Source organism: Schaalia sp. HMT-172, assembly GCF_030644365.1.
Classification (GTDB): Bacteria; Actinomycetota; Actinomycetes; order Actinomycetales; family Actinomycetaceae; genus Pauljensenia.
Window position 1 is genome coordinate 1,078,497 of the sequence record NZ_CP130058.1, and the last position, 13,757, is coordinate 1,092,253.

A 13,757-nucleotide genomic window follows, 5' to 3' on the forward strand; every position below is an offset into this window, starting at 1 on the left:
GTGCCGGTGAATGACCGGCACCCCCGCCTCTGGCTATGAAACGCGAATTACGAGCGCTTCCTCCGCATTGTCGCGGCGCCGATAGCGCCTGTCACGGCAGCGAGCAACAGCACCTCGCCGGTGAAAGCACCGGTCTTGGCAAGCTGCGTAGCGGGCGTGGGAGGAGCCGAGGGCGAAACCGTCGTCGGTGTAGGCGTGGGAGGAGCCGAGGGCGTGACCGTCGTCGGTGTAGGTGTCGGACCCGGCTTGAAGGACAGTCGTGTCACGTAGGGATGCGACTCGCTCGTCGTGTACTTCAGGGGGTGCTTCATGAGCGGAGCTTCATCCCATCCGGCAGAAGGACCGGTCATGGGGAACGTCCATGCGGCGGAAGAAGGGGGGATTGTAGGGGGGCATGCGGGCGATGGAGGATCAAATACTGTTCCAACAACAGGACGAGGCTCGGCCGGTTCGACAGTGTCATCGCCCATCGTTGGAGGGCATGCGGGTGACGGCCACCCGGGCTTGACTGTGACACCGAGTTGTTTCTCAACATCAACCGAGATAACGCCCTGTGTGAGGTGATCGATCTGGTAATCCGTATCGGCAGTCGCGGATTCGGTGAAGGCTATCTTCTTAATAGTGATCACCGCATCACCGTGAAGCGCACCCATCGCGTTCTTGAGGGCTGCGATGGTGGTGATCTCATTGGGGTTATCGAAGTCCACGGTAACCGTTGCGGTCTGTCCGTTAACTGCCACTGTCTTCGCTGAGAAGCCCTGGGGAAGCCCGGTCACCGAGATAGCCGAGGGATCAGAAAACTTCAGCTGCGCAGGAAGAGTGATCTGGGTTGTGAAGCCCAAGTGAGCATTGTTCAGTGCAATATCGTCGAAAGCGCGGGGCGTCTCGTCGTATTTCTTGAGGAGATCCGCAATGCGCCCACCTCGAAGGTCGTCCAAGTGGACGACGTTCTCGATGGTCAGAAGCGAGTTCTTATTCTCGGCGCGGATCTCTTTCTTTTGAGTTGGTGGGTTCTCATCGGTACCGATCTTAAAATCGGTGTCGATTGCCGGGTCATCACCGTTGACCGGAAGGGAGCCGAAAACCTTCTTGTACTTGTAAATTCCGGTCAAGCGATCCGCCGACAACTCCCAAGTGGAGAATTCGTAGTCGGGAATTCCTGCGGCTTGGAAGAAGTTCGGTCCGGTCTTCGGGGGCTGCAAGTCGTGGCCGTCATCTTCATCAACCCAGCGCGTTGTCCTGGTCGGTGCGGACGCGAAGCAATCACTAGGCGACTGTGCGACTGCCAGGGTCTTTGTGTCGAAGCTAAAGACCTGAGCGGGAGTGGTCGGAGATGCGAAGAAGTTGAACTTACCTGTCACGGTAACCTGTTCGCTGGCCAGTTGAGTCGCTTCTGTGGGGTCAGTTGTGCCAACGGCATAGGGGACCTGGACCTTGATCGTGTGCTGGCCGGGGTTGGCTTTCTCTGCATCGTAGATATCGAGCAGCTGCTGCCAGCTCAGATCCTTGAGCTGGATGTTCGCAGTGACCTGTGTGTTGTCATCGTTTGGGGAGAACGACGTGTAGGCGATCAGTGACGAGGTAGATTTCGCGCGAGACGTCCCCAACGTGACCGCCTCAGGGACACTCACGGTCAGTGCGATATCGGCGTTGTCGTTGCTGCCGGAGTCATGAGGGGAGAGTCCCTGTGCAGCCGCAGCGCGGATTTCGGCTTCGTGGCCTGCCAGAAGCGTAGTGACCGGAATGTCCAGCACGACGGTACCGTGATAGGTCGTGATCACCGGGTTGGTATTGCACACAGTCGTGCTTGTCGACGAGACGTATTGTGAGAGGGTGAAGGGCGCGGCATCGGCTTGTGCGCTGCGAGGCACAAAGATTGTGACGGTACCTGCAGCGACTAGAGCCAAACCGGCACCCGTAGCCAGAACTCTCCGGCTTTTCCTCATGATGTTCCCCATTCGCTGGCGTGCGTATGATTCATGGTTTTCCAGTATACACAGTGTCGATAAGAAGTACATCGGGCGGTGTCGATGGGTGGTAGCAATCAGTTCGTTGAATGCTTGGATGGGGGTGGGGTAGCCGAGGGGGCTCTGGGGCAGTTGCCCGGGATTTTCCGATCAGAAATGTCGGGGCGCTTCAATCGATCAGCCGCATCCCAGTGCTTGTTGCCTGGAATCGTGGCGCGCTGACGCGGAAGCGCTTTCCCAGCACGTTAGCCCGATGACATGCGCGTGGGCCCGTTAATGTGAGCGTGGGCAGCCCCGCCCAGACACGGAATAGCGGGTTTGCGTGCGATAGTGCGGGTCAGCGCTCGCAATAGCGGGTTCGCGTGCGAGCGACACGCGCGGCCAGGCGCCGTTGTGCCCGTATCGCAGACCACCTCGCCCACGACACCCCATTGTTGGCGTTTGTCGCCGAGGTGGTCTGCACTTTGGGCGCCACGCCGCCCCGAACCGCGATCTCACCGCCAGCAAACGGGGGGAATTGCACCATTAGAGGTGCGACACGCCGGCGACACGCCGTGGCGAGGCTTCTAATGCTGCAAAACCCCCCACCATTACCCGAACAGAGTCAGGTTGCGGCACCCATGAGCGCAAGCGCCAGGCCGTGGCACCCTCTCACCCGATCACGCGGCAGCCACACAGGCCCGTGATGCAGTATTCGCAGGAACGAGGCGCACACCGCCAACTAAAACACCGACTTTCCCGCATCAATAAGCCAAAAAGTCACCCTTCCAGCAACACGCACTGTCCTATAACTCAACTTCAATACCGACTTTCCCGCACTAACAAGGCAAAAAGTCGCTACAAAACCAACACGATTTGTCCATCCTCATAGTTGGTCCCAACCACCTAAAATACCGACTTTCCCGCACCAGAAAGCCAAAAAGTTACCCTTCCAGCAACATGCAGTGTCCTATAACCCCCATAACCCCCGTCGACGGCAGGCTGATGTTGCGCCTATCTCGGGCGCCTGGCCGCGTGGGGTGGCATAGCCTTTGGGCGTGCGGCCTGTCGGCGCCCCTGGGCGGTGGGCGCCGAGCACACGAAAAACCGGCGATCCGAAGACCGCCGGTTATCTGTGCGTCATGGGGGACTTGAACCCTCAACCCGCTGATTAAGAGTCAGCTGCTCTGCCAATTGAGCTAATGACGCGGAACTTTCTCCAGCCGAAGCCGGGAAAGCTGTGCGTCATGGGGGACTTGAACCCTCAACCCGCTGATTAAGAGTCAGCTGCTCTGCCAATTGAGCTAATGACGCGGGGGTTTTGCAACCGAGAAGTAAATATACATGCCCCGCCTGGCGGGTGCAAGTCAGTGGTGGCTCTCGTGTCCTATGTCGCATCTTCGCTGGCGTGAATGGCGGGCAACCGCTGCGGGCGTGTCGGCTCGCTGTGGGCGCATACTGCGTGGGCCCGGAGGCCGGGCTGCGCTCCCGATGAGCGAGGCGGCGGTTCGAGCGCTTGTTGCGCGGGCGCACAGGTCGGCCTTGCCTACAATGGGACCTCGAGCGAAAGGGGAAGCCATGTCGGAGGCGTCGAGCGAATACTCAACAGTCGTCGAGGACATCCTCAAGCTCGTGTGGAGCGCCGAGGAGGCCGGCCGTGACGGCGTCAAGCCTAAAGACATTGGCGAACACATGGGCGTGGTCCCCTCGACGACGACGGAGAACGTGCAGCGCCTCGCCCGGCAAGGCCTCGTGACGCACGAGCGCTACGGGCGCGTGCGCCTGACGGAGGAGGGGCGCGCCGTCGCCCTGGGCATGGTGCGCCGCCATCGCCTGCTTGAGACTTACCTGCATGAGGCTCTCGGATTCTCCTGGGACGAGGTGCACGAAGAAGCCGAGATCCTCGAACACGCCGTCTCCGAGCGCCTGCTTGATCGCCTCGACAAGGTGCTCGGATATCCGACGCGCGACCCTCACGGCGACCCTATCCCGCGCGCGGACGGCTCCAGCGACGAGGTCCCGGGCGCGCCCCTGGATAGCCTGGCCGTGGGGGACGGTGGCCTGGTCGAGCGGCTGCCCGACCGTGACCCGCAAGCCCTGCGAGCCTGGGAGGAGATCGGCCTCGTGCCCGGCGCTGGCGTGGTCCTCGTCGGTCGCACCCCGGGCGCGCTCACCGTCGCCCTCGATGATGGGCAGATGGTACAGCTGGAGGAGGCCCTGGCCTCGGGCATCATCGTGCGCTCCTAGCGTGAGCCGCGTGAATGAGGCCGTGGCGCCGCCCTCGGACCCGCTCGCTGCGGTGAGGCGATGCTGCGGCCAGACGCCAGGGCAAGGCCCTCAGCTCAGTGCCGCGCTCCCCATCGACGGGGGAACGTGGGCCTTGTGGCCGGCGACGAGAAGGGCCTCGCGCAGGGACGTCATGGCGGCGTCGAGCTCCTCGTCGGAAGCCGGGGCGGCCTTCGACAGGAGAATGTCGGTCTCGTCGCGCAGAGGGATGACGTGCAGGTGCGTGTGAGGCACCTCGAAGCCCGCGATCGCCATGCCCGCGCGCGGCACCCCGAATGCGGCCTTCTGGGCCAGGCCGATCGCCCGCGCCACCTTCATCAGGTGCGCGGCCACGTCCGAAGGGGCGTCGGTCCACGCCTCGTAGGGGCAGCGCGGGACGACGAGGACGTGCCCGGGGGAAGTGGGCTCGATCGTGGCGAAGGCGACGCACAGGTCGTCGGCCCACACGAAGCGTCCGGGCCACACGCCCGAGATGATGTTTTCAAAGACAGTGCTCATGCGACTATTGTCACCTATTTGCGCTCGCTTCGGTAGGTGGGCGCGTCCGGCGGGGCGGGCGGGGGTGAACTACCCTGGTGGGGAGTATTGTTACGCGACCCATCGTTAAGCGAGGAACGCACAGATGAGCGAAAATCCGCAAGGTGCCCCGGCCCAGCGCTACACCGCGCAGCTCGCCGGACAGATCGAGACGAAGTGGCAGGACCGGTGGGAGGAGCTGGGCACGTTCTACGCGGACAATCCGACCGGTGCCCTGGCGGGCCCGCTGGCGTCCCGCAACCCCTACTTCATTCTCGACATGTTCCCCTACCCCTCGGGGAAGGGCCTGCACGTGGGGCACCCGCTCGGCTACATCGCGACGGACACGCTCGCGCGCTACCGCCGCATGAAGGGCGACAACGTCCTGTACACGATGGGCTACGACGCTTTCGGCCTGCCCGCCGAGCAGTACGCCGTCCAGACCGGCCAGCACCCGGCCATCACCACGAACCAGAACATCGCGAACATGCGCCGCCAGCTGCGCCGCATGGGCCTGTCCCACGACTCGCGCCGCTCTTTTGCGACCACCGACATCGAGTACGTGCACTGGACGCAGTGGATCTTCCTGCAGGTTTTCAATTCCTGGTTCGATCCCGAGGCGACGGCCCCCGATGGCTCGCAGGGCGCGGCCCGCCCGATCAGTGAGCTGATCGCCAAGCTCGAGTCCGGCCAGATCCGACCCGAGGACGGCTCCGACTACGGCTCGCTGGACCGCGCCGCACAGGCCAAGGTCATCGACTCCTACCGCCTCGCCTACGTCTCCGAGGCCCCCGTCAACTGGTGCCCCGGCCTCGGCACGGTGCTGGCCAACGAAGAGGTCACCGCGGACGGCCGCTCAGAGCGCGGCAACTTCCCGGTCTTCAAGCGCAACCTGCGCCAGTGGATGATGCGCATCACCGCTTACGGCAAGCGCCTCGCCGACGACCTCGACACCATCAACTGGCCCGAGAAGGTGCGCACCATGCAGCGCAACTGGATCGGCCGCTCCGAGGGTGCCACCGTCCGCTTCGATGTGCCCGGCGCGCGCGAGGCCGGAGCCTGCCTCGACTCCCTTGACGTCTACACGACGCGCCCCGACACGCTTTTTGGCGCGACCTTCATGGTCGTCGCCCCTGAGCACCCGATCCTCGGCGGAACCGCCGGCGGCGACGCCGGCGACGAGGCAGCCCTCACCCTGCCCGCGTCCTGGCCCGAGGGCACGAAGGACGCGTGGACGGGCGGCGCCGCCACCCCCGCGGCGGCCGTGAGCGCCTACCGCGCCCAGGCCTCGGCCAAGTCCGAAGCCGAACGCGCCGACGAGGAGCGCACCAAGACCGGCGTCTTCACCGGCCTGTTCGGCATCGACCCCGTCAACGGCCGCGAGGTCCCGATCTTCGTCGCCGACTACGTCCTGTGGGGCTACGGCACGGGCGCCATCATGGCCGTGCCCGCCCACGACGACCGCGACTGGGCGTTCGCCCGCGCCTACGACCTCGACGTCGTGCGCACCATCGGCCCCGCGGACGACCCCTATGGCCCCGACCTCGAGGTCGGCGCCTACACGGGCGACGGCGTGGCCGTCGACTCCGCGAACGACGAGATCGACCTCAACGGCCTGGCCAAGGACGAGGCGAAGGCCGCCATGATCGAGTGGCTGGTCGCCAAGGGCCTGGGCCACGCCACCGTCACCTACCGCCTGCGCGACTGGCTCTTCAGCCGCCAGCGCTACTGGGGAGAGCCCTTCCCGATCGTGTGGGACGATGACGGTGTCGCGCACGCCCTGCCCGAGCAGATGCTGCCCGTCGAGCTGCCCGAGGTCAGCGACTACAGTCCGCGCACCTTTGACGCGGACGACGCTGACTCCTCGCCGGAGGCCCCGCTGGGCCGCGCCGAGGAGTGGGTGAACGTCACCCTCGACCTGGGCGACGGACCCAAGCACTACCGCCGCGAGACCAACACGATGCCCCAGTGGGCGGGCTCGTGCTGGTACGAGATGCGCTACACCGACCCGACGAACTCCGAGCGCTTCGCCGGCGAGGAGAACCTGGCCTACTGGATGGGCCCGCGCGAAGGCAAGGTCAGCGGCGGCACCGACATGTACGTCGGCGGCGTCGAGCACGCGGTCCTGCACCTGCTCTACGCCCGCTTCTGGCAGAAGGTCCTCTTCGACCTGGGCCACGTGCCGGACTCCGAGCCCTACCACACGCTCTTCAACCAGGGATACGTCCAGGCCTACGCTTACACGGATTCGCGTGGCCAGTACGTGCCCGCCGACGAGGTCGAGGGCGACGAGACCAGCGGCTTCACCTACAAGGGCGAGACCGTGAGCCGCGAGTACGGCAAGATGGGCAAGTCCCTGAAGAACATCGTCACGCCCGACGAGATGTACGACGCCTACGGCGCCGACGTCTTCCGCGTGTACGAGATGAGCATGGGGCCTCTCGACCTGTCGCGCCCGTGGGAGACCCGCGCGGTCGTCGGCTCTCAGCGTTTCCTGCAGCGCCTGTGGCGCAACGCCGTCGACGAGGAGACCGGCGAGGTCACCGTGTCTGAGGCACCCTCGGACGACAAGACACGCCGCCTCGTGGCCCGCACGATCGCCGAGGTCACCGAAGAATACGAGAACCTGCGCATCAACACCGCGATCTCCAAGCTCATCGTCCTCAACAACCACCTGACCAGCCTGGACGCCGTCCCGCGCGACGCGATCGAGCCCCTGATCCTCATGCTCGCCCCCGTCGCCCCGCACGTGTGCGAGGAGCTGTGGAGCCGCCTGGGACACGAGGCGTCGCTCGCCCGCGAGCCCTTCCCGGTCGTCGAGGACGCCTCGCTGTTGGTCGAAGACACGGTGACGGCCATCGTCCAGGTCAACGGCAAGGTGAAGGCCCGCATCGAGGTCGCTCCCTCCATTGCCGAGGAGGATCTCATCGCGGCAGCGCTGGCCGAGGCCCCGATCGTGAAGGCCCTCGGTGGGGGGCAGCCGCTCAAGGTGATCGCCCGCGCTCCGAAGCTGGTCAACGTCGTCGTCAAGAAGTGAGGTCGCATGCCTGAAGGCGATGCAGTCCGTCGCCTAGCCGGTACCCTCGACGAGCTTTTCGTCGGGGGTACCGTCTCGGCATCGTCCCCGCAGGGGCGCTTCGCGTCCTCGGCCGCCCTCCTGGACGGGTGGGTGATGCAGCGGGTGCGCGTGCACGGCAAACACATGTTCATCGGTTTCGTCCCGCCCGCCCCGGGTGAGACGTACGAGGCCGGGGTGTCCCTCCTCGAGGGCGCCGCGGCCGGCAGTGGGGAACCCCTCCTCGGTGAGGATGCGCCCTGGCCGGACCGGTGGGTGCACATCCACCTGGGCTTGTACGGCTGGTGGCGCTTCAACGGCGACGAGACCGTCGTCGACGAGGGACACGGCGTCGCCCACCGTATCCCCAACGTCGCGAAGGGGGAGTGGAACGGCCACTCCGAGACCCGCTGGGGCGAGGGCTTCGGCGAAGCCAAAGCGGGGGAGTGGGAGCCTCCGGAGCCGGTCGGTGCCGTGCGCCTGCGCCTGTTCAACGATCACGCCGTCGCCGACCTGGTGGGCCCTAACCGCTGCGATCTGATTACGGATGAGGAGCGCATCAAGGCGGAGGCGAAGCTGGGGCCCGACCCCCTGGACGCCGGGGCTCGCTCCGACGCCGAGGCCATGGAGCGTTTCGCTCAGGTCGCCCACTCGAAGAAGCGCGCCATCGGCGAGATCGTCATGGACCAGTCGATCGTCGCGGGCGTGGGTAACATCTACCGCGCCGACGCCCTGTTCCTCGCCGGCATCTCTCCGCACCGTAAGGGCGCCAACATCTCCCTCAAGCGCCTGCGGGAGCTGTGGGTCCTCATCTGTGACCTCATGAACCGCGGCCTGGCCGCCGGACGCCTGGACACGATGGACCCTGACGAGGCCCCGAACCCGCCGATCGAGGGGGACGAAGAGGCCTCGCGCTGGTACGCCTACCACCGCACAGGCCGTCCATGCCTGCGCTGCGGGACGCCGATCCGCGAAGCGCTCATGCAGAACCGACGCCTGTTCTGGTGTCCGTCCTGCCAGCGCTGAGCGCGCGAACAATCGACGGGGAGCGCGGGCGCTGGCTCGCACTCCTCGTCGTTTGTCAGGCGATCTCCTCGAAACCGAGCATCGAGTAGAGCTCGCGGGCGCCTCCGTGGCGCGCATCCAGACGCAGGGCCAGGGTGTCGAAACCCCAGTGCGTGCACCTGGACGCCACCTCCGAGACGAGCGCGGTTGCGATGCCTCGCCTGCGGTAGTCCGGCGCGACAATCAAGTCGACGACGAAGGGCCCGTCCGGTGCGTCGTCCCACGGGGATTCGCGCACGACGAGGATCGCGCCGACCAAGGTTCCTCCGTCCCAGGCCCCCACGAAGGAGTCTTCGGTGGTGTCACCGAAAGCGCCCTCGAAGGTGAGGCGGAGTTCCTCGGATGTTTCCATGAGCGCCTCGGGCGTGACAGCTTCGTCGTAGGCCTCGAGGGTGAGCACCGCGAGCGCGGGGATGTCGAATGTCGTGAGTGTGGCGATCTCAATACCCTGGGGGCGATTCGCCGCTGACAACGCGTCCAGTGGGGCATGTAGAGTTCGAGCTTCCATAAACCAACTATAGGTGAGGGTGCTCACTTTGTCACGGGTCTCGGCAAGAATGCCCCGGACCGGTGCTGACGAGGGAAGACGCCGCCTCAGATGTAGAGCGCCGGCTCGTCGAAGAAATAGTTCGGATCGACGATCAGATCGCGGTCGCGCGTGTCCTTCTCCGGCTTGGGCAGCAGGCGCGCGGGCACGCCGATCGCCACGTTGCCGCACGGCACGTCCTTGACCACGACGGCGTTCGCGCCGATCTTGACACCCGCGCCCACGGTGATGGGGCCCAGGACCTTCGCGCCCGCGCCAATCATGACGTGATCGCCGACGGTTGGGTGGCGCTTGCCCGGCGTCATCGCGACGCCTCCCAGGGTGACACCGTGGAAGATGACGACGTCGTTGCCGACCTCGGCGGTCTGGCCGATGACGACGCCCGTCGCGTGGTCGATGAAGACGCGCCGCCCGATGGTGGCCTCGGGATGAATGTCCACGCCGGTAACGGCGCGGGCCATGGAGGAGAGAACGCGCGCGGGAGTGTGGGCGCCGTGGGACCACAGCGCGTGGGAGACGCGGTGGGTCCACAGGGCGTGCACGCCCGGGTATGTCAGGGCGATCTCCAGGGCGGAAGTGGCTGCGGGGTCGCGGCGCTGCGCCGTCACGAGGTCCTCGCGGAAGAGCCCGAGCGCCTTGGTGGGCAGGGCGCGCGACAGGGTCTTCGACAGGGCGCGTACGGTGAGCTTCACGGTTCCTCCTGGATGGTTGACTCAGACGGAAACGCACAGGTGACCCCGGATATTCCATCCGGGGCCACCTTAGCGCGTCAAGCGGGGAAGATCAGTCCTCGAGGCCCGCGAACAGCGCGGTCGAGAGGTAACGCTCACCCGTGTCGGGCAGCAGCGTGACAATCTTCTTGCCGGCAAGCTCGGGGCGGGCCGCGACGACCGCGGCGCCCGCCAAAGCGGCGCCCGACGAGATGCCCACGAGGAGGCCCTCCTCGGCGGCGGCGCGGCGCGCGAACTCGAGCGCGGTGGCGGTCTCGACGGACACGACCTCGTCGACGACGTCGGCGTCGAAGGTGTCGGGCACGAAGTTAGGCATCAGGCCCTGAATGCCGTGCGGGCCGGGCGTGCCGCCGGTGAGCAGCGGGGACTCGGCGGGCTGCACGGCGACGATGCGCACGTTCGGGTTCTTGTCCTTCAGGACGCGCGCGACGCCCGAGATGGTGCCGCCCGTGCCCACGCCGGCGACGAACACGTCAACCTGGCCGTCGGTGTCCGCCCAGATCTCCTCACCGGTGTGCGCGATGTGCGCGGCGGGGTTCGCGGGGTTCGTGAACTGGGAGGCGATGATCGCTCCGGGGCGCTCGGCCGCGATGCGCTCAGCCTCGGCGACGGCGGCGGAGACGCCGCCCTTCGGGTCGGTGAGGACCAGCTCGGCGCCGAAGGCGCGCACGATCGCGCGGCGCTCGACGGACATCGAGGCGGGCATGACGATGACGACCTTGTAGCCGCGCGCGGCGCCCACCATCGACAGGGCGATGCCCGTGTTGCCGGAGGTGGCCTCGACGATCGTGCCGCCGGGGGCCAGGGCGCCCGAGGCCTCGGCCGCGTCGATGATCGAGCGGGCGATGCGATCCTTCACAGACGAAGCCGGGTTGAAGGCCTCGACCTTCGCGACGACGTCCACGCCGTCACCGGCGACGTGGTTAATGCGGACGAGGGGGGTGCCGCCGATCAGGTCGGCGACGGTGGAGGCGATACGTGCCATGAGGGGTCCTTCCAAGAAAGTGGTACCCCCGAATTGTTATCCCCCGCTCGGAGCCTCGTCTAGTTCAACCCGGCGCGTTTCCACGTATCGAAACTTTGCAACACCCGACGAGGCCTGGGCCAGGCACGCGTCGAAGGAGTCCCGCTGCGCCGGATCAATCCCGATCGTGAGCGTCACCTCCGCGGCCCACTGCGTGTCGAGGATCGTGGCGCCACGCGCGCGCAGCTCAGACTCGATGCGGCCTGCGTCAGCCGGGCTCAAACGGGTCGAAAGGACGTCGCGTCCGACCAGGAAGGCGATCGGGGCGCGGCGGGCGGCCTCGGACACGGACGTCGAATAAGCGCGCACGAGGCCGCCCCCGCCCAGGAGGATGCCACCAAAATAGCGGGTGACCACGGCGGTTGCGTTCCACGTGTCGGAGGCGCGCAGAGCCTCCAGCATCGGGGTACCTGCCGTTCCCGAGGGCTCCCCGTCGTCGGAGGAATGCTGGAGGGGGGCCGCGTCGGGCGGGTCGATAAGATAGGCGGAGCAGTTGTGGCGCGCCTGCGGGTGCTCCGACTTGACCGCGTCGATGAGCGCGCGGGCCTCTTCGGGCGTATCCGTCCTGGCCAGCGTCGTGATGAAGCGGGAGCGCTTAATCTCGATCTCATGCGTGAGGAGCGTGCCGGCGGCGAGAGTGCGAAGAACGGACATGAGCCCAGTCTAGGCGAGCTGGCGCCCCTCGGTCTGTAACCAGGATCGCAGGCGTACCCGCCCGCGCGATATGCCACATGCTCGGGGTCCGTGGTAGTCTAGTCGGGTTGTCGCCGTGCGCCCGCGTGGCGCACCGATCAGAATAGTCGTCGAGAAAGAAGAGGAGCGGTAAGACATGGCAGTTCCCAAGCGTAAGATGTCCCGTGCGAACACCCGCACCCGCCGGTCTACCTGGAAGGCTGATCTTACCGAGCTGAACACCGTCAAGGTCGCCGGCCGTGAGATCCGCGTGCCCCGCCGCCTGGCCAAGGCATACAAGAACGGCCTCCTGGACGTCGAGGGCTGACCTCGCATCCGCGCACGGGCCCGGGACAGTTGTCCCGGGCCTTTGTCATGCCCACGATCCGCTACCGTGCACCCCGTCGTGAGCGTTCGAGCCTCACACCGAGCAAGGAAGACATATGAACCTGACGACCGCGATCCTCACCGCGAGCGGGGGAGCGAGCCACGGCCTCGTCGCCGCCTCCTCCACCACCGACACGGAGGGCTCCATCATCTCCCTCTTCATCATCGCCGCCGCGGCAGCCGTTGCGCCCCTGCTCTCGTCGCTCACCCACAAGCGCGTGCCTGACGTCGTCTGGCTCCTCATCCTCGGCGTCATCGTCGGCCCGAACGGCCTGGGATTGGCGGCCTCAACCGAGCCGATTGCCGTATTCCGCGAGGTCGGCATGGGCATGCTCTTCCTCATCGCAGGAACCGAGATCGACGTGGAGGAAGTGCACGGCCGGGCGGGCAGGCGCTCGCTGCTCACGTGGCTGGCATGCTTTGGAATCGGGCTGGCCGTGTCCTGGGCGGCGGTGGCCGCGTCGGGCACGACCGGGGTCGCCGCCGCGACATACATCGCGCTTGCGATCGCGCTGACTTCGACGGCGCTCGGCACCCTGCTTCCCATCCTCATGGAAGCCGGCGTCATGGGGACGACGATCGGCAAGGCCGTCCTCGTGCACGGGGCCGTCGGCGAGCTCGCTCCCATCATCGCTATGTCGCTGCTGCTGTCCGCCCGCAGCCCGTGGGCCTCGGCGATTATTCTGCTCGTTTTCGCGGTAGCGTCGGTCGTCGCCGTCGCCATTCCGACGCGATTTATCCTCAAACACCCGGCGATCGGTCGGACGATCCTGCACGGGGCGCAGACGTCCCAAAAGACGCTCATGCGTGTCGTTATGGTCGTGCTCACCGGCCTGATGGCGCTGTCCGCCGTCATGGAGCTGGACATGGTGCTCGGCGCCTTCGCGGCCGGCATCATCGTGCGCGCACTGGCGCCCGGCAACTTCACGATGGTCGAGGGCGAGCTGCGTACCCTCGGCTTCTCCTTCCTGATCCCGTTGTTCTTCGTCACCTCGGGCATGAACGTCTCGCTGAGCGCGGTCGCGGGCTACCCGTTCCTGCTCGTCGCCTTCGTCGGCGCGATCCTCGTGGTGCGCGGCGCGCCCATCGTCCTCATGGAACACTTCCACGGCTCGATCGAACGCGTCGGCTGGACGGACGCGACGCGCATCGGCCTGTACGGCGCGACTGGCCTGCCCATCATCGTCGCCGTCACCGGACTGGGCGTCTCGACGGGCGTCCTGCCCGCGTGGCTGGCATCCCTGCTCGTCGTCGCCGGCGCGATGTCGGTGCTGGTCTTCCCGCTCGTCGCTTTCCTGATGGGCCGCGCCGTTGGAAAGCACGCCTAAGGTCCGCTAGTCTTACAAGCGGCGCACCCGCGCCATGCCTCCGTAGCTCAATGGATAGAGCAAGGGCCTTCTAATCCCGAGGTTGCAGGTTCGAGTCCTGTCGGAGGCGCCAGCTTGTGATGCGGGTGCTCGCCACGAATCGTCGTTGTTGGTCGTTATGCGGCCGCCCGAACCGGGGAAGCGTGGCATAATGGGGGGAG

At 66.2% G+C, this 13,757-nt stretch carries 11 protein-coding genes and 3 tRNA genes; 6 read left to right on the forward strand and 8 right to left on the reverse strand.

What is annotated here, in order from left to right; translation table 11 throughout:
• Positions 1-47: 47 nt before the first annotated feature.
• From QU663_RS04490 to QU663_RS04500, 3 genes are all read right to left on the reverse strand, one after another.
• Positions 48-1,781 carry a cell wall protein gene (locus QU663_RS04490; protein ID WP_232210922.1) on the reverse strand — a complete coding sequence of 578 codons (1,734 nt, stop codon included), beginning with the start codon at positions 1,779-1,781 and terminating at the stop codon, positions 48-50.
• Positions 1,782-3,082: 1,301 nt separating this feature from the next.
• Positions 3,083-3,155: transfer RNA gene (locus tag QU663_RS04495), tRNA-Lys, on the reverse strand.
• A 32-nt stretch (positions 3,156-3,187) separates the two neighbouring features.
• Positions 3,188-3,260, reverse strand: a tRNA-Lys gene (locus tag QU663_RS04500).
• 264 nt (positions 3,261-3,524) lie between these two features.
• Between QU663_RS04500 and QU663_RS04505 the strand changes: the two genes are divergently transcribed.
• Entirely contained in the window at positions 3,525-4,193 is a 669-nt protein-coding gene (locus tag QU663_RS04505) for a metal-dependent transcriptional regulator (protein ID WP_021611530.1), read from the forward strand.
• Positions 4,194-4,283: 90 nt separating this feature from the next.
• On the opposite strand, the gene QU663_RS04510 is transcribed toward QU663_RS04505, so the two are convergent.
• Positions 4,284-4,730: an HIT family protein gene (locus QU663_RS04510; protein ID WP_009059124.1), complete on the reverse strand. Its 447-nt coding sequence runs from the start codon at positions 4,728-4,730 to the stop codon at positions 4,284-4,286.
• 124 nt (positions 4,731-4,854) lie between these two features.
• Between QU663_RS04510 and QU663_RS04515 the strand changes: the two genes are divergently transcribed.
• The gene (locus tag QU663_RS04515; protein ID WP_021611531.1) at positions 4,855-7,785 is read left to right on the forward strand and encodes a leucine--tRNA ligase; all 2,931 of its coding nucleotides are present in this window, start codon (positions 4,855-4,857) and stop codon (positions 7,783-7,785) included.
• 6 nt (positions 7,786-7,791) lie between these two features.
• Positions 7,792-8,829: an Fpg/Nei family DNA glycosylase gene (locus tag QU663_RS04520; protein WP_021611532.1), complete on the forward strand. Its 1,038-nt coding sequence runs from the start codon at positions 7,792-7,794 to the stop codon at positions 8,827-8,829.
• A 55-nt stretch (positions 8,830-8,884) separates the two neighbouring features.
• Here QU663_RS04520 and QU663_RS04525 read toward each other — a convergent pair whose 3' ends face one another.
• The 4 genes from QU663_RS04525 to QU663_RS04540 form a co-directional block, all read right to left on the reverse strand.
• Positions 8,885-9,376, reverse strand: a complete 492-nt coding sequence (locus QU663_RS04525) for a GNAT family N-acetyltransferase (protein WP_021611533.1) — start codon at positions 9,374-9,376, stop codon at positions 8,885-8,887.
• A gap of 86 nt (positions 9,377-9,462) precedes the next feature.
• The gene (gene epsC / locus QU663_RS04530) at positions 9,463-10,107 is read right to left on the reverse strand and encodes a serine O-acetyltransferase EpsC (protein WP_021611534.1); all 645 of its coding nucleotides are present in this window, start codon (positions 10,105-10,107) and stop codon (positions 9,463-9,465) included.
• A gap of 91 nt (positions 10,108-10,198) precedes the next feature.
• Positions 10,199-11,131, reverse strand: a complete 933-nt coding sequence (gene cysK, locus QU663_RS04535) for a cysteine synthase A (protein ID WP_021611535.1) — start codon at positions 11,129-11,131, stop codon at positions 10,199-10,201.
• Positions 11,132-11,167: 36 nt separating this feature from the next.
• Positions 11,168-11,824: a YigZ family protein gene (locus QU663_RS04540; RefSeq protein ID WP_021611536.1), complete on the reverse strand. Its 657-nt coding sequence runs from the start codon at positions 11,822-11,824 to the stop codon at positions 11,168-11,170.
• Positions 11,825-11,999: 175 nt separating this feature from the next.
• Here QU663_RS04540 and rpmF point away from each other — a divergent pair, with 175 nt between their 5' ends.
• The 3 genes from rpmF to QU663_RS04555 all read left to right on the forward strand — a co-directional run bounded on the left by rpmF (position 12,000) and on the right by QU663_RS04555 (position 13,669).
• Complete coding sequence (gene rpmF, locus QU663_RS04545; RefSeq protein ID WP_003792889.1) at positions 12,000-12,170, forward strand: 50S ribosomal protein L32; 171 nt, start codon at positions 12,000-12,002, stop codon at positions 12,168-12,170.
• 115 nt (positions 12,171-12,285) lie between these two features.
• Complete coding sequence (locus tag QU663_RS04550) at positions 12,286-13,557, forward strand: cation:proton antiporter (RefSeq protein WP_021611537.1); 1,272 nt, start codon at positions 12,286-12,288, stop codon at positions 13,555-13,557.
• A 36-nt stretch (positions 13,558-13,593) separates the two neighbouring features.
• Positions 13,594-13,669 (forward strand) — tRNA-Arg (locus QU663_RS04555).
• The last annotated feature ends 88 nt before the right edge of the window (positions 13,670-13,757 follow it).